10 protein-coding genes and 1 tRNA gene are annotated in these 16,547 nt (G+C 68.8%); 9 read left to right on the top strand and 2 right to left on the bottom strand.

Annotation, left to right across the window (positions count from 1 at the left end; all coding sequences use genetic code 11):
- Window positions 1–143 precede the first annotated feature (143 nt).
- The 4 genes from gltB to pyk all read left to right on the top strand — a co-directional run bounded on the left by gltB (window position 144) and on the right by pyk (window position 9,343).
- The gene (gene gltB / locus E1218_RS15660) at window positions 144–4,667 is read left to right on the top strand and encodes a glutamate synthase large subunit (protein ID WP_132320697.1); all 4,524 of its coding nucleotides are present in this window, start codon (window positions 144–146) and stop codon (window positions 4,665–4,667) included.
- Window positions 4,667–6,133: a glutamate synthase subunit beta gene (locus E1218_RS15665; protein ID WP_132320699.1), complete on the top strand. Its 1,467-nt coding sequence runs from the start codon at window positions 4,667–4,669 to the stop codon at window positions 6,131–6,133. Before gltB ends, E1218_RS15665 begins: the two co-directional genes overlap by 1 nt.
- A 105-nt stretch (window positions 6,134–6,238) precedes the next feature.
- Window positions 6,239–7,789 carry a metallophosphoesterase family protein gene (locus E1218_RS15670; RefSeq protein WP_132320701.1) on the top strand — a complete coding sequence of 517 codons (1,551 nt, stop codon included), beginning with the start codon at window positions 6,239–6,241 and terminating at the stop codon, window positions 7,787–7,789.
- Between the two features lie 99 nt (window positions 7,790–7,888).
- Window positions 7,889–9,343: a pyruvate kinase gene (pyk, locus tag E1218_RS15675; protein WP_132320703.1), complete on the top strand. Its 1,455-nt coding sequence runs from the start codon at window positions 7,889–7,891 to the stop codon at window positions 9,341–9,343.
- Between the two features lie 99 nt (window positions 9,344–9,442).
- Here the strand turns inward: pyk and E1218_RS15680 are convergent, their stop codons facing one another.
- Window positions 9,443–10,021 carry a transcriptional regulator gene (locus E1218_RS15680; protein WP_233712251.1) on the bottom strand — a complete coding sequence of 193 codons (579 nt, stop codon included), beginning with the start codon at window positions 10,019–10,021 and terminating at the stop codon, window positions 9,443–9,445.
- A 206-nt stretch (window positions 10,022–10,227) separates the two neighbouring features.
- Window positions 10,228–10,301 (bottom strand) — tRNA-Leu (locus E1218_RS15685).
- A gap of 105 nt (window positions 10,302–10,406) precedes the next feature.
- Between E1218_RS15685 and E1218_RS15690 the strand changes: the two genes are divergently transcribed.
- The 5 genes from E1218_RS15690 (at window position 10,407) to E1218_RS15715 (ending at window position 16,460) form a co-directional block, all read left to right on the top strand.
- A complete protein-coding gene (locus tag E1218_RS15690; RefSeq protein WP_132320707.1) occupies window positions 10,407–10,997 on the top strand; it encodes an ANTAR domain-containing response regulator in 591 nt (196 codons plus the stop codon).
- A 181-nt stretch (window positions 10,998–11,178) separates the two neighbouring features.
- Window positions 11,179–12,420 (top strand): branched-chain amino acid ABC transporter substrate-binding protein, encoded by a 1,242-nt coding sequence (locus tag E1218_RS15695; protein WP_233712252.1) that lies wholly within the window; start codon window positions 11,179–11,181, stop codon window positions 12,418–12,420.
- A gap of 85 nt (window positions 12,421–12,505) precedes the next feature.
- Window positions 12,506–13,822 carry a branched-chain amino acid ABC transporter permease gene (locus E1218_RS15705; protein ID WP_233712253.1) on the top strand — a complete coding sequence of 439 codons (1,317 nt, stop codon included), beginning with the start codon at window positions 12,506–12,508 and terminating at the stop codon, window positions 13,820–13,822.
- On the top strand, window positions 13,819–15,531 hold the full coding sequence (locus tag E1218_RS15710) for a branched-chain amino acid ABC transporter permease (protein ID WP_132320709.1): 1,713 nt from the start codon (window positions 13,819–13,821) through the stop codon (window positions 15,529–15,531). The genes E1218_RS15705 and E1218_RS15710 overlap by 4 nt, the downstream gene beginning before the upstream one ends.
- The gene (locus tag E1218_RS15715; protein ID WP_132320711.1) at window positions 15,528–16,460 is read left to right on the top strand and encodes an ABC transporter ATP-binding protein; all 933 of its coding nucleotides are present in this window, start codon (window positions 15,528–15,530) and stop codon (window positions 16,458–16,460) included. The genes E1218_RS15710 and E1218_RS15715 overlap by 4 nt, the downstream gene beginning before the upstream one ends.
- The last annotated feature ends 87 nt before the right edge of the window (window positions 16,461–16,547 follow it).

Below are 16,547 nucleotides of genomic sequence, written 5' to 3' on the forward strand. Positions count from 1 at the left end.
TGCTTACTGTGGGTGAGAAGGCGTGGTGACGGTGGAACGGAAGTCCATCTGTCGGGCGTCATGAGGTAGTCTCGGGACTCCCGGCTTGGGCCAGTGTTGTCCCGCGGCCAGTTGTTTGACCGTAGGACGACGGGAGCTCCTGAATGTTTGGTCGCGCCCCATTCCCGAGCGAGGGTCTGTACGACGGACAGCACGAGCACGACGCTTGTGGTGTCGCCTTCGTCGCGACCCTGACCGGTGAACCCAGCCACGACATCGTGGCGAAGGCTTTGACCGCCCTGCGCAACCTCGAGCACCGCGGCGCCTCCGGCGCCGAGCCGGACTCCGGCGACGGTGCCGGCATCCTGATCCAGGTCCCGGACGCGTACTACCGCAAGGTGTGCGAGTTCGAGCTCCCGGTGCCGCGCAGCTACGCCACCGGCATCGCCTTCCTCCCGGCCGACCCGGACGACGCCGCCAAGGCGATCGCCCGGATCGAGGAGCTCGCCGCGGATGAGAATCTGGCCGTCCTGGGCTGGCGCGACGTGCCGACCGAGCCGGACCTGCTCGGCGCCACCGCCCGTTCGGTGATGCCGACCTTCAAGCAGCTGTTCGTCGCCGCCAAGGCGGGCCGCGTGCTCGGCCTGGCGCTGGAGCGGATGGTCTTCCGGCTGCGCAAGCGGGCCGAGAAGGAGACCGAGACCTACTTCCCGTCGCTGTCCGGCCGGACCATCACCTACAAGGGGATGCTGACCACCGACCAGCTGGACAAGTTCTTCCCCGAGCTGACCGACCCCGACCTCGCGTCCGCGATCGGTGTCGTGCACTCGCGGTTCTCCACCAACACGTTCCCGTCCTGGCCGCTGGCCCACCCGTACCGGTACATCGCCCACAACGGTGAGATCAACACCGTCCAGGGCAACCGCAACTGGATGCGGGCCCGTGAGGCGCTGCTGGCCAGCGACCTGATCCCGGGCGACCTGGAGCAGCTCTACCCGATCTGTACGCCGGGAGCTTCCGACTCGGCGTCGTTCGACGAGGTGCTCGAGCTGCTGCACCTCGGCGGCCGGTCGCTGCCGCACGCGATGCTGATGATGATCCCGGAGGCGTGGGAGAACGCCGCCACGATGGATCCGCGGCGGCGCGCGTTCTACGAGTTCCACTCGACCCTGATGGAGCCGTGGGACGGCCCGGCGTCGGTGGTCTTCTCCGACGGCACCAAGGTCGGCGCGGTGCTGGACCGCAACGGTCTCCGGCCGTCGCGGTACTGGGTGACCGAGGACGGTCTCGTCGTGCTGGCGTCCGAGGCCGGCGTCCTGGACATCGACCCGGCGACCGTGACCGAGAAGGGCCGGCTCGAGCCGGGCCGGATCTTCCTGGTCGACGTCGAGGCGCACCGGATCGTCACCGACTCCGAGGTGAAGAACGCGCTCGCCTCCGAGCACCCGTACGACGAGTGGCTGCACGCCGGCCTGATCCGCTTCGAGGACCTGCACGAGCGCGAGCACGTCGTCCACAGCCACGCCTCGGTCACCCGCCGCCAGCAGGTGTTCGGGTACACCGAGGAGGAGCTGCGGGTCATCCTCACCCCGATGGCGAAGACCGGCGCGGAACCGATCGGCTCGATGGGCACCGACACGCCGATCGCCGTTCTGAGCGACCGGCCGCGGCTGCTGTTCGACTACTTCGCCCAGTTGTTCGCCCAGGTCACGAACCCGCCGCTGGACGCGATCCGCGAGGAGCTCGTCACCTCGCTGTCGTCGTCCCTCGGTCCCGAGGCGAACCTGCTCGACCCGAGCCCGGCGTCCTGCCGGCAGGTCGTGCTGCCGTTCCCGGTGATCACCAACGACGAGCTCGCCAAGCTGCGCCACATCAACCTCGACGGCGACATGCCGGGCCTGGCGACCACGGTGCTGCGCGGCGTGTACGACGTCGAGGGGGGCGGCCAGGCGCTCGAGGCGCGGCTCGCCGAGATCTGCGCCGAGGCGTCCGCCGCGATCGTGGACGGCGCTCGCATCCTGGTGCTGTCCGACCGGCACTCGAACGCCGAGAACGCGCCGATCCCGTCGCTGCTGCTGACCTCCGCGGTTCATCACCACCTGGTGAGGGAGAAGACCCGCACGCAGGTCGGTCTGGTGGTCGAGGCCGGTGACGTCCGCGAGGTCCACCACGTCGCGCTCCTGATGGGGTACGGCGCGGCCGCGATCAACCCGTACCTCGCGCTCGAGTCGGTCGAGGACCTCAGCCGCCGGGGTACGTACCTGCCGGGTGTCGAGCCGGAGCAGGCCGTCCGCAACGTGGTGAAGTCGCTCGGCAAGGGCGTGCTCAAGGTGATGTCGAAGATGGGTGTGTCGACGGTCGCGTCGTACACGGGTGCCCAGATCTTCGAGGCGACCGGTCTGTCACCCGAGCTGGTCGACACCTACTTCACCGGTACGTCGTCCAAGCTCGGCGGCGTCGGCCTGGACACGATCGCCGAGGAGGTCCGCCGCCGGCACCTGCGTGCGTACCCGGCCGACGGCATCCTGGCCGCGCACCGCAAGCTGGAGATCGGCGGCGAGTACCAGTGGCGGCGTGAGGGCGAGCCGCACCTGTTCGACCCGGAGACGGTCTTCCGGCTGCAGCACAGCACCCGGACCGGGCGCTACGACATCTTCAAGCAGTACACGTCCCGCGTCGACGAGCAGTCCGAGCGGCTGATGACGCTGCGCGGCCTGTTCGGCTTCGAGTCCGACCGCGAGCCGATCCCGCTCGACGAGGTCGAGCCGGTCAGCGAGATCGTCAAGCGGTTCAGCACCGGCGCGATGAGCTACGGCTCGATCAGCGCCGAGGCGCACACCACGCTGGCGATCGCGATGAACCAGCTCGGCGGCAAGTCGAACACCGGTGAGGGCGGCGAGGACTCCGACCGCCTGCACGACCCGGCCCGGCGGAGCTCGATCAAGCAGGTCGCGTCCGGCCGGTTCGGCGTGACCGCGGAGTACCTGACGAACTCCGACGACATCCAGATCAAGATGGCGCAGGGCGCGAAGCCCGGCGAGGGTGGTCAGCTTCCGGGCAACAAGGTGTACCCGTGGGTGGCCAGCACCCGGCACTCGACCCCGGGTGTCGGCCTGATCTCGCCGCCGCCGCACCACGACATCTACTCGATCGAGGACCTGGCGCAGCTGATCCACGACCTCAAGAACGCCAACCCGCAGGCGCGCATCCACGTGAAGCTCGTCTCCGAGGTCGGCGTCGGCACGATCGCCGCGGGGGTCAGCAAGGCGCACGCGGACGTCGTCCTGATCTCCGGGCACGACGGCGGTACCGGTGCGGCCCCGCTGACGTCGCTGAAGCACGCCGGCGGTCCCTGGGAGCTCGGTCTGGCCGAGACCCAGCAGACCCTGCTGCTCAACGGTCTGCGCGACCGAATCGTCGTCCAGACCGACGGTCAGCTGAAGACCGGCCGGGACGTGATCGTCGCGGCGCTCCTCGGCGCCGAGGAGTACGGCTTCGCCACCGCGCCGCTGGTGGTGTCGGGCTGCATCATGATGCGGGTCTGCCACCTGGACACCTGCCCGGTCGGCGTCGCCACCCAGAACCCCGTGCTGCGCGGCCGGTACTCCGGCAAGCCCGAGTTCGTGGTGAACTTCTTCGAGTTCATCGCCGAGGAGGTCCGGGAGTACCTGGCCCAGCTGGGCTTCCGCTCGCTGGACGAGGCGATCGGGCACGCCGAGGTGCTGGACATCCGGCGCGCGGTCGACCACTGGAAGGCCGACGGCCTCGACCTGTCGCCGATCCTGCACGTGCCGGCGCTGCCGGAGGGCGCGGCCCGGCACCAGACGGTGCTCCAGGACCACGGTCTCGACAAGGCGCTCGACAACGAGCTGATCCGGATCTGCCGACCGGCGCTGGAGACCGGTGAGCCGGTCCGGGCGCAGCTGCCGATCCGGAACGTGAACCGGACCGTCGGCACGATGCTCGGCCACGAGATCACCAAGCGCTACCGCGCGGCCGGCCTGGCCGACGGCACCATCGACCTGACCTTCACCGGGTCGGCCGGCAACTCGTTCGCCGCCTTCGTCCCGCGCGGTGTCACGCTGCGCCTCGAAGGCGACGCCAACGACTACGTCGGCAAGGGCCTGTCGGGCGGCCGGGTGGTGATCCGGCCCGACCGCCGGGCCCGGTTCGACGCCGCCGACCAGATCATCGCCGGCAACGTGATCGCGTACGGCGCGACGTCCGGCGAACTGTTCATCAGCGGTGGGGCCGGGCAACGGTTCTGCGTCCGGAACTCCGGGGCCATCGCGGTCGTCGAGTCGGTCGGCGACCACGCCTGCGAGTACATGACCGGTGGGCGCGTCGTCGTACTCGGCGCCGTCGGCCGGAACTTCGCGGCGGGCATGTCGGGCGGCGTGGCCCACGTGCTCGACCTGGACCACGCCTTGGTGAACCCGGAGCTGGTGGACCTGCGCCCGGTCACCGAGGACGAGTCCGAACTGCTGCACGACCTGGTCCGCAGGCACCACGAGGAGACCGGTTCGGAACGGGCGGCCAAGCTGCTCGCCGACTGGCCCGCGGCCGCCGCCAGGTTCACCACGGTGATGCCCCGCGACTACGCCCGGGTGCTGGCGGCCAAGGCGGCCGCCGAGCGGGACGGGCTGGACGAGGACGCCACCACGCGAGCGATGATGGAGGCCATCTGATGGCTGACCCGAAGGGATTCCTGACCACCCCGCGGGAGGTCGCCGAACGGCGCCCGGTCGACGAGCGGGTCAAGGACTGGAAAGAGGTCTACCCCGGTGGGCCCGGCAAGGCGCTGCTGCCGATCATCACCAAGCAGGCCGGCCGCTGCATGGACTGCGGCATCCCGTTCTGCCACAGCGGCTGCCCGCTCGGCAACCTGATCCCGGAGTGGAACGACCTGGTCTGGCGGGACGACTGGTCCGGTGCGATCGAGCGGCTGCACGCGACCAACAACTTCCCGGAGTTCACCGGCCGGCTGTGCCCGGCGCCGTGCGAGCCGGCCTGCGTGCTCGGCATCAACCAGGAGCCGGTGACAATCAAGAACGTCGAGGTCGCCATCATCGACAAAGCCTGGGACGCCGGTGACGTGAAGCCGCAGCCACCGGAGTGGCTGACCGGCAAGACGATCGCGGTCGTCGGCTCCGGGCCGGCCGGCCTGGCCGCCGCCCAGCAGCTGACCCGCGCCGGGCACACCGTCGCGGTCTACGAGCGGGCCGACGCCCCGGGCGGACTGCTGCGGTACGGCATTCCCGAGTTCAAGATGGAGAAGATCCAGGTCGACCGCCGGATCCAGCAGATGAAGGAGGAGGGCACGGTCTTCCGTTCCGGCGTCAACGTCGGCGTGGACGTCACCGGGACCCAGCTCAAGCAGCGGTACGACGCCGTCGTCATCGCCACCGGGTCGACCGCGGCCCGCGACCTGCCGGTGCCGGGCCGTGAGTACGGTGGCATCCACCAGGCGATGGAGTACCTGCCGCAGGCCAACCGGGTCGCCCTCGGTGAGACCGTGGCCGACCAGATCGTTGCCACTGGCAAAGACGTGGTCATCATCGGCGGCGGCGACACCGGCGCGGACTGCCTCGGTACGGCGCACCGCCAGGGCGCGCGCTCGGTCACCCAGCTGGAGATCATGCCGCGCCCCGGTGACGACCGCCCGGCCGGCCAGCCGTGGCCGACGTACCCGATGATCTATCGGGTCGCCTCGGCGCACGAGGAGGGCGGCGAGCGGGTCTACTCGGTCTCGACGGTCGACTTCGAGGCCGATGCCGATGGCAACGTGGCGGGCCTGAACCTGGTCGAGGTCGAGTTCAAGGACGGCCGGTTCGTCCCGATCGAGGGTACCGAGCGGACCATCCCGGCGCAGCTCGTGCTGCTCGCGATGGGCTTCCTCGGCCCGGAGCGCGAAGGCTTCCTCGAGCAGCTCGGGGTCGAGCTGGACGAGCGCGGCAACGTCAAGCGGGACAAGCAGTACCAGACCTCGGTCGAGGGCGTGTTCGCCTGCGGTGACGCCGGCCGTGGCCAGTCCCTGATCGTCTGGGCGATCGCCGAGGGCCGCTCCTGCGCCAACGGTGTGGACACCCACCTGACCGGGTCGTCCACGCTGCCGACCCCCATCCCGCCGACCGCCCGCCCGGTGGCGGTCTGATCCGCCCCGACGCCGCGATGATCCGGGCCGCAGGCAACGAAATGTCGCCTGCGGCCCGCGGCAGTTCGAGATGCATCGGCTTGTCCGGCCGCCTACGGTTGAGCCATGGTTAGCCGCCTCGTGACCAGAGCCCGGCTCCGTGCGATCGCGCCGTGGGCCGCGCTCAGCCTGCTCTGGCTGGCGACGTCGGTGTCGGTCGGCCTGTTCGGGTTCGCGAACGACTCCGAGCGGGTGACGATCGGTGCGCACGCCGCCACCATCTCGCCGACGTTCGACGGGCACGCCACCGTCGACCTGGGCGCCGTCCTGCCGCGGCTGCGGATCCCGGCCGGCGGCCCGCTCGGCACCGGCGTCAACGTCGACGTCCAGGAGACCGACGCCGACGACCTGACCGAGCTGCTCAACCGCGACGCCCTGATCGCCTCGCAGCCGGACGGTGAGATCGCCCGGATCCAGCAGGTGATCCAGGAGATGGCGGTCGACAACGCCGTCGCCGGCGCGGGGTCCGGGCTGCTGGTCGCGGTCGTGGTCGCAACGGTCTGGACCGCTCTGGGCCGGCGTCGCCGGCGGGAGCTGTGGGACCTGGTGCACAAGCACGAGCGCCGGGTCGAGCACCGGGCGATCGTCGTGCTGGTCGCGATGCTGATCACGATCGCGTCGATCTTCGGCCCGGGGCAGATGCGGACGGCCGAAGTACCGCCGACCGAGTGGCGGCCGCTGCACCAGCTGCTGCCGGAGCTCTCGTTCGACGAGCGGCTCAAGAGCGTCGAGGTCGCGGCCGGGTTCTCCACCACGGGTGGGGTCGGCGTCATCCGGACGGCGGTCGAGACGTACGAGCGCTCCACCGAGTTCTACGGCCGGCTGCGCGACCGGGTCACCCGGGTCGGCGGCCGGATCCACCAGGCGACCGAGGACGAGACGGTCGCCCTGCTGGTGTCGGACCGGCACGACAACATCGGGATGGACCCCTTCGCCGCCGAGGTGGCGAAGGTGGCCGGGGCGAAGGTGCTGATCGACGCCGGCGACGACTCGTCGTCCGGGCAGTCGTGGGAGGTGTTCAGCATCCACTCGCTGGCCCAGCACTTCCGGGACCTGAAGGTGGTCGCAGTGGCCGGCAACCACGACGCCGGCGGGCACATCGAGGCCGCGATGCGGAAGAACGGGTTCACCGTGCTCGACAGCAAACCGGTCGAGGTCGAGGGGATCCGGTTCCTCGGCGACAGCGACCCGACCCGGACCGGGCTCGGCAGTGCCGACTCGGCCGGCGACGAGACGATCGCCGAGCAGTCCGAGCGGCTCGCGGACGTCGCCTGCGAGCAGCCGGAGGACAACCGGATCTCCACCTTCGTCGTGCACGACCCGTCGTCGTTCGCCGACACGGCCGCTCGTGGCTGCGCGACGTTGCTGCTGTCCGGGCACCTGCACCGTCAGGTCGGGCCGGAGCACAAGGTCGTCGACGGCCGCCCGGTGACGACGTACACGAACGGGACGACCGGGGGAGCGGCGTACGCGTTCGCCCTGGGGTACACGTTGCGCCGGCCGGGACAGGTCACCCTCATCACGTACCTCAAGGGCCGGCCGATCGGTCTGCAGACGGTCACCGCGGAGCTCAGCGGCGAGGTGACCGTGGGCGCCTACACCCCCTTGCCTTCTTGACGATTCAGCCTTCGCGGCCAAGTGTCACGACCTGTTAACCGTCCAGTAACGGGGGCGGACCAGCGGGCCCAGTGGTTTGTAGGAGTAGGGTTTTGTGACGTGCGTCGCGCAAAGATCGTTTGTACGCTCGGCCCGGCTACGGCCGCCCCCGAGCGCATCCTGGAACTCGTCCAAGCAGGTATGGACGTCGCAAGGCTCAACCTGAGCCATGGTGCCCATGCCGAGCATGAGCGCATCTATCAGCGGATCCGCACCGCAGCGGCCGAGACCGGCCGAGGAGTCGGCATCCTGGTCGACCTGCAGGGGCCGAAGATCCGGCTGGCCGAGTTCGCCGAGGGCAAGGTCACCCTGACCTACGGCGAACGCTTCACCATCACCACCCGGGAGGTTCCCGGGGACGTGACCATCTGCGGGACGACGTACGACGGTCTGCCCGGTGACGTGAACCCCGGCGACCAGTTGCTCATCGACGACGGCCGGGTCGCGCTGGTCGCCGAGGAGGTGACCGAGACCGACGTGGTCTGCCGGGTCACCGTCGGCGGGCCGGTCTCGAACCACAAGGGCATCAACCTGCCCGGTGTCGCGGTCAGCGTCCCGGCGCTGTCGGAGAAGGACGCCGAGGACCTGCGCTGGGCGCTGCACCTGCCGGCCGACATGATCGCGCTGTCGTTCGTCCGGGACGCCGCCGATGTCCAGCTGGTGCACAAGATCATGGACGAGGAGGGCCTGCGGGTCCCGGTGATCGCCAAGATCGAGAAGCCGCAGGCGGTCGCCAACCTGGACGAGATCGTCGAGGCCTTCGACGGGTTCATGGTGGCCCGCGGCGACCTCGGCGTGGAGCTCCCGCTCGAGGAGGTTCCGCTGGTCCAGAAGCTGATCATCGACCAGGCCCGGCTGAACGCGAAGCCGGTGATCGTCGCCACCCAGATGCTGGAGTCGATGATCTCCGCGCCGCGGCCGACCCGGGCCGAGGCGTCCGACGTCGCGAACGCCGTACTGGACGGTGCCGACGCGGTGATGCTGTCCGGCGAGACCAGCGTCGGCCGGTTCCCGATCGAGACGGTGAAGACGATGGCGCGGATCGTCGCCTCCACCGAGCAGCACGGACTGAGCCGGGTCAAGGAGATCGAGTGGGAGCCGCGGACCAAGGGCGGCGTGATCGCCCGGGCCGCCGCGGACGTGGCCGAGCGGCTGGACGCGAAGTTCCTGGTCGCGTTCACCCAGAGCGGCGACACCGCGCTGCGGCTGGCTCGCTACCGCACCGAGATTCCGGTGCTCGCCTTCACCCCGGTCCCGTCGGTGAGCTCTTGGCTGAGCGTCGTCTGGGGCATCGAGACGCACATCGTCCCCACTGTCGACCACACCGACGAGATGGTCCGCCAGGTCGACCAGCGCCTGCTCGAGCTCGGCAAACTCCAGAAGGGTGACCTCGTCGTCATCGTCGCCGGCTCCCCGCCCAGCATCCCCGGCTCCACCAACGCCCTCCGCGTCCACCGCATGGGCGACGCCATCCAAGGCATAGCCCCCGCCTACCGCAACCCGGAACCGCGGTAACGGCTCGAACCAAAGAGCCGAAGAAGACAACAGAGAGATCCGCAGAGATGTGGTTGAGGCAGGCGGTCAGCAGACCGCCTGCCTCAACCGCGTTCGGGGCTATGACTTCGGTCCGATGAACTCGTCCAGCCGTGCGACCGCATCGCGGCGGGCGACGGACAGCGCGTTGGATCGAGGCATCCGCCAAGGTACGCCGGCCAGGTCGAGTGCCCACTGACACAGCCGCATGATGTCTGTGGACTCGTTGGAGAACATGTACCGCGGGTACTCGTAGCGCTTGAGTGCGCCGCCGACCGTCCGGGTCGCCCAGTTCGCGACACGGCAGCCGTCGGCATTGAACAGCCCGCGCAGGAGCTGTTCGGGGTACGTGGCAACGATCTCGCGCTGCCACGTCGCGAGTTCGATCGATCGCCGGTGCTTGGGTCCTGGCCCATGCTGAGGAAACAGACAGGGCCAGTGCTTCCAGTACGACAGCACTGAGGTGCATCCAACAGCCCGCACTCGGTGCACAGGACGACTCGGGTGTACGTCGGCGATCGCTGCCGCCGCCTCGTCGATGAGTCGCGGATACGCGGTGTCGCACGCGATCCGCAAGGCGTACACGTCCTTCCTGTGCTTCGACAGGCACCCGTCGCCCAGGTACAGCCCTAGCAAGTGCGCGTACGCTGCGGCAGCCAATTGCTCCTCAGTACAACGCGGACACCGATTCGCGGGAGACTGCCGCTCCCCGCCATCTCGCCAGTCCCGGAGCGCCGCGCGACTGATTCCGAGCCGCTTGCTGACCGAGTTGAGACTCGCGCCGGCCTCGATGGCCGCGAGTGCGATCCTTCGCGTTCTCTCGTCGTACATGACCTGAGATTCGCAGTGGACGCCGACAGAATCTGTGCCCTGGGTGGGACTCGAACCCACACTGTATGGTGTTTGAGACCACTATCTCTGCCGATTGGATTACCAGGGCCTGCAGGACCAAGATCCTAGCCCATGGTTCCCGTCCGTCCGCCAATCGGATACCGGCGTGTGCGGTGCCCACCTCAGGCCTTCGGCCGCTGTCCGGATCGATAGGGTGTCGGGTGTGACTGCTAAGCGTGTGGTGATCGCTGAGGATGAGGCGTTGATCCGGATGGATCTGGCCGAGATGCTGGCCGAGGAGGGGTACGACGTCGTCGGGCAGGCGGGCGACGGGGAGGAGGCCATCCGGCTGGCGACGGAGCATCGGCCGGATCTGGTGATTCTCGACGTCAAGATGCCGAAGCTCGACGGGCTCAGCGCGGCCGAGAAGATCGCCGGAGAGCGGATCGCCCCGGTGCTGATGCTGACCGCGTTCTCCCAGCGCGAGCTGGTCGAGCGGGCCCGCGACGCCGGCGCGATGGCGTACCTGGTGAAACCGTTCTCCAAGGCCGACCTGTTGCCCGCGATCGAGATCGCCGCGTCCCGGTACGTCGAGCTGGCCGAGCTGGAACGTGAGGTCGCCGACCTGGCCGAGCGGCTGGAGACCCGCAAACTGGTCGACCGGGCCAAGTCGATCCTGCAGACGAAGTTCGGGCTGTCCGAGCCGGACTCGTTCCGGTGGATCCAGAAAACCGCCATGGACAAAAGAGTTTCCATGCGGCAGGTCGCGGAGTTGGTCGTTGACGAGGCGGGCGGTAGCGACTGAGTCACTGTGCGCGTCCGGCGCTGAGCGTGCGTACAGGGATCAACTTCACCAATGCTGCTTACCGCTGTAACGACCTCACAACACACGTTCTGTGACATCGCCTGAAGAGCCACCAGAGGTCTAACCTGCGGGTGCTCGCGGCGTTCGCGGGAGTCCGGGGATCTACTCGGATTATCCAGACATGGGAGGAACAGTGCACCAGCGTTCCGTAGTACGGGTCGGCGCGTCGCTGATCGTTGCGTCGTTGGCCCTGACTGCGTGCGGTTCACGCAGTGGCGACGACTCTGGCGGGGGCTCCGGAGATGCGACGAAGACCGCCAAGATCGGCGTGATCGCGCCTCTGTCCGGAGACCTGTCGGCGCTGGGTCTGGGTATCCAGCACTCGGTCGAGCTGGCCGTGAAGCAGGCAAACGACTCCAACGCGATCCCGGGCTGGAAGCTCGAGGTCGACGCCAAGGACGACGAGGCCAAGCCGGACACCGGCAAGAACGCGGCCACCGCGCTGGCCAGCGACCCCGACGTCATCGGGGTCGTCGGCACGCTGAACACCAGCACCAGCCAGCAGGTCCAGCCGGTTCTCGCGCAGAAGAACATCGTCCAGGTCTCGCCGGCCAACACCGGCCCGGGGCTGACCCAGGGCGCGAACTGGCAGACCGACCCGAAGCGGCCGTACCCGACCTACTTCCGGACCTGCACCACCGACGCGGTCCAGGGCCCGTTCGCCGCTCGCTACCTCTACGAGACGGCGAAGATCACGAAGGTCGCCACGATTCACGACAAGAAGGCGTACGGCCAGGGCCTGGTCGGCACCTTCACCGAGGAGTTCAAGAAGCTGGGTGGTCAGGTCGTCTCGGCCCAGACCATCAACCCGGACGACTCGAACTACCAGGCTGTCATCTCGGCGATCAAGCCGTCCGCACCGCAGGCCGTCTACTACGGCGGTGAGTACCCGCAGGCCGGACCTCTGTCGCAGCAGATGAAGGCCGCCGGCCTGGCCGTGCCGCTGATGGGTGGCGACGGTATCTACGACCCGAAGTTCATCACCCTGGCCGGTAAGACCGCTGACAACGACCTGGCCACCTCGGTCGGCGCGCCGGTGGACTCCCTGGAGTCGGCGAAGAAGTTCGTCGAGGACTACAACGCGGCCGGGTTCAAGGACCCGTACGCGGCGTACGGCGGCTACTCCTACGACGCGGCGAACGCGATCATCAACGCGCTGAAGGAGTCCCTGAAGGACGCCGCCGACGTCGAGTCCGCGCGGCCGAAGACCGTCGAGGCGCTCGGCAAGGTCTCGTTCGACGGAGTGACCGGCAAGGTGGCGTTCGACCAGTACGGTGACACCACGTCGAAGGTTCTGACGGTCTACAAGGTTGCCGGTGGCAAGTGGGCCACCGTCCAGACCAAGGACTTCGAAGCCAATTAATCGAGTCGACCTCATGCGTCGGGGGTGGGAGCGGATCCTCCCACCCCCGTGGCGTGTTCGGATCTGAGGCAGTTGGGAGGTCGACGTGGACCAGTTCTTCCAGCAGCTCGTGAACGGGCTGACTCTGGGATCGCTGTACGCCCTGATCGCGGTCGGGTACACCGTCGTCTACGGCATCGTGCAGCTCATCAACTTCGCCCACGGCGAGGTGTTCATGATCGGTGCGTTCGGCGCACTGACCACTTACCTGTTGTTCTTCGACGGTCAGACCGGCGTGTGGATCCTGCCGATCATGATCGTCGGCGCCATCATCGCGTCGGTCGGTACCGCGGTGGCGATGGAACGTGTCGCGTACCGTCCCCTGCGGAACGCGCCACGACTCGCACCGCTGATCACCGCGATCGGCATCTCGGTCTTCCTGCAGGAGTTCATCCGGCTCTTCTACGAGCAGCCCGGGTGGACCGTGGTCGCGTTCGCCGTGCTGGCGGTCGCCCTCGGGTACTTCGTCGGCGCGCGGTTGTCCGGGGCCGAACTCGACAACCCGGTGACCAAGCGGTACGACCGGGCCCCGCTGCTCGGCGGGGCCGCCGGCGCGGTCGCGCTGTGGACCGTGGTCCGGCTGGTCGACCGGGACGTGTCGGTCCTGCTGGTGCCCGGCGTCATCATCGTCGGTGCCGCGGTCGGTACGGGCATCGGCCGGCTGCTGTCGGTCGCGGTCAAGGACCGGGCGCGGACCGGGATCGGCACCCTCGCCGTCTTCCAGGCGGCGGCCGTCGCGGTCGTCGGCGCGGAACTCGGCTGGGTGGTCTTCAAGACGATCATCAGCAGCATCGAGTGGCCGAGCGCCAAGCAGCGCATCCCGTTCCCGCAGATCGACGTGGTCACCGGAACGGCGCTGGACGTCGGCGGGGTGACGATCCAGCGGTCCGCGATCTTCACCGTCGTGGCGCTGGCACTGTGCGCAGTGCTGCTGTGGCTGTTCATCAACCGGACCCGGCTCGGCCGCGGCATGCAGGCGGTCTCGCAGGACCCGGACACCGCCCGGCTGATGGGTATCAACGTCGACCGGATCATCGTGGTGGCCTTCGCCCTCGGTGCCGTGCTGGCCGCGATCGCCGGGATCTCGCAGGGCTTCCAGAACAACAACATCGACTTCCGGATGGGCTTCCTGGCCGGTCTGAAGGCGTTCACCGCCGCGGTTCTCGGCGGCATCGGCAACGTGTACGGCGCTGTCGTCGGCGGACTGGTGCTCGGCGTCGTCGAGGCGATGGCCACGCAGTACGTGCCGGGCCAGTTCGGCGGCGGTTCCTGGAAGGACGTCTGGGCGTTCGTGATCCTGATCCTGGTACTGGTCTTCAGGCCGCAGGGCCTGCTCGGAGCGAGGGTGGTGGACCGGGCATGAGTGACGTGAAGACAAGTCCTGCGGCGGAGCCGCAGACGGCGCAGCCGCCGGTCCGGCCGATCGCGTGGCCTGCCGGTGTCGCCGGCGTCGTCCTGGTGATCGCCGGCTCGTTCCTGTCCTGGAGCTACGACGGCTCGATCCTGAACGATCTGTCGATCGACTTCTACCCGGGTGGCCTGCAGATCCTCGCGATCATCGCCGCCGTCCTCGCGCTGGTCCTGCTGCTCGCCGAGCGCGGCCCGCTGACGGCGATGGGGACCTGGCTGGACGCGACCCTGGGCCTGCGGGCGCTGGGTGCCGGCCTGACGCTGTACATGGCGCTGATCGTCGTCGCGATCAGCGTCGAGTCCGACGGCCTGATCAACGTCAACCCGGGCGCCTACGTCTCCCTGGCCGGTGCCGCCCTGATCCTGGCCTGCGCGTGGATGCTCCCGTTGCGGCAGTTGCGCGACCTGAGCAAGGCCAGGCTGCCGGCCTGGTCGGAGATCCTCGCCATCGCCGTGATGATGGCCGCGGTGCTGTTCGGTGCGGCGTACGCGCTGGGCCTGACGGACGCGTGGTCGTTCATCCTGTGCCTGCTGTTCTTCGCCACGGTGATCGTGGCGCTGGTCCGGACCGGGGTGATCACCTGGTTCGGGCACGTGGGGCAGCGGCACAAGAAGGTGCTCACGCTGGCGGCCTTCGTGGTCGCGTTCTTCTTCCCGTTCACCCAGGGTGGGTCGGACGCGAACATGTCGATCGCGACCCAGGTGCTGATCTTCGCGGCCACCGCGATCGGCCTGAACATCGTGGTCGGCCTGGCCGGCCTGCTGGACCTCGGCTACATCGCGTTCCTCGGGTCCGGCGCCTACGTGGCGGCGATGTTGTCGGAGTCGGCGTTCGCGACGATCGACTGGCATCCGCCGTTCCCGGTCGTGGTGCTGATCGGCGCCTGCGTGGCGGCGACGCTCGGCCTGATCATCGGGTCGCCGACGCTGCGCGTGTCCGGTGACTACCTGGCCATCGTGACGCTGGGCTTCGGCGAGATCTTCCGGTTGGCGATGTTCAACCTGGACGGCATCAACGGCCCGCTGCTGACCAACGGCCCGAACGGCATCCCGGGGATCCCGGAGCTGCAGATCGGCGGCTTCAACTTCGGTGATGAGCACACGGTCGCCGGGCTGGAGCTGGGGCGTTTCTCGAACTACTACTTCCTGCTGCTGATCCTGATCGCGTTCGTGATCCTGGTGTTCGCCCGGCTGAACGAGAGCCGGATCGGGCGCGGCTGGGTGGCGATCCGGGAGGACGAGAAGGCCGCCGAGGCGATGGGTGTCAACGTCTTCGGCCTGAAGGTGCTGGCGTTCGCGATCGGTGCGTTCCTGGCCGGTCTGGCCGGCACCATCAAGGCGCACCAGGACGCCGCCGTCAGCCCGGACCAGTACATCTTCCTCGAGTCCGCGTTCCTGCTGGCGGCCGTGGTGCTGGGCGGTATGGGCACCATCGCCGGCGTGTTGCTGGGAGCAACGATCTTGAAGTTGCTGCCGGAGAAGCTGCGGTTCTTCTCGGAGTACCGGCTGATGCTGTTCGGCCTGCTGCTGGTGCTGATGATGCGGTTCCGGCCGGAGGGCCTGGTCGCCAGCAGGCGCCGCCAGCTGGAGTTCCACGAAGAGGACGAGGAACTGGCGGTCGCGGTCGAGGAAGAGCGCCTGATCGTCGAGGAGGCGAAATGACCGTCACCGATAGACCGGCCACGGACACCCGGCAGGTCGGGCAGCCGGTGCTGGAGGCCTCCGGCGTGACCATGCGGTTCGGTGGTCTGCTGGCGGTCAACGACGTCGACCTGACCGTGCGGGAAGGCGAGATCGTCGGTCTGATCGGCCCGAACGGCGCCGGCAAGACGACGTTCTTCAACTGCCTCACCGGACTCTACAAACCGACCGGCGGTGTGGTCCGGTTCGCCGGTACGCCGCGGAAGCCGGAGTCGGCCAAGCGCCAGGTGAGCGAGGCGGAGGACGCCGTCGCGGTCCAGCCGCTGGAGGCGCTGACGCCGTTGCCACCCAAGCCGCGGGCGGTGGTCCGGGCCGGGATGGCGCGGACGTTCCAGAACATCCGGTTGTTCGCGAACATGACCGCCCTGGAGAACGTGATGGTCGGCCGCTACTGCCGGACCAGTTCGGGCGCGCTCACCTCGATCCTGCGCGGGCCGAAGTTCCGCAAGGAGGAGGCGGCCACCCGGGAACGGGCCCAGGAACTGCTGGACTTCGTCGGTCTCGGCCGGTCCACCGAGCACCTGGCCCGGAACATGCCGTACGGCGACCAGCGCCGGCTCGAGATCGCACGGGCGCTGGCCACCGACCCGAAGCTCATCCTGCTGGACGAGCCGACGGCCGGCATGAACCCGCTGGAGACGAAGCAGGCCAGTGACCTGATCTTCAAGATCCGGGACTCGGGGCTGTCGGTCGTGGTGATCGAGCACGACATGCGGTTCATCTTCAACCTCTGCGACCGGGTGCTCTGCCTGGTCCGCGGCGAGGCCCTGATCGAAGGCACGCCGGCGGAGGTGCAGTCCGACCCGCGGGTGATCGAGGCCTACATCGGCACCGGCGAGGACGACGAGGACGAGCCCCAGGACACGGTCACCGAGGAGGAAACCCGATGACGGCACTGATGCCACGCCTCCGGCGCGGCGGGTCACGGGGCTGTTGCTCCCGGTCTTCCCCCGTCGCTCCAGTCGCTTCGCTCCCTC

The organism is Kribbella turkmenica (assembly GCF_004348725.1).
In the GTDB taxonomy this organism is placed as follows: domain Bacteria; phylum Actinomycetota; class Actinomycetes; order Propionibacteriales; family Kribbellaceae; genus Kribbella; species Kribbella turkmenica.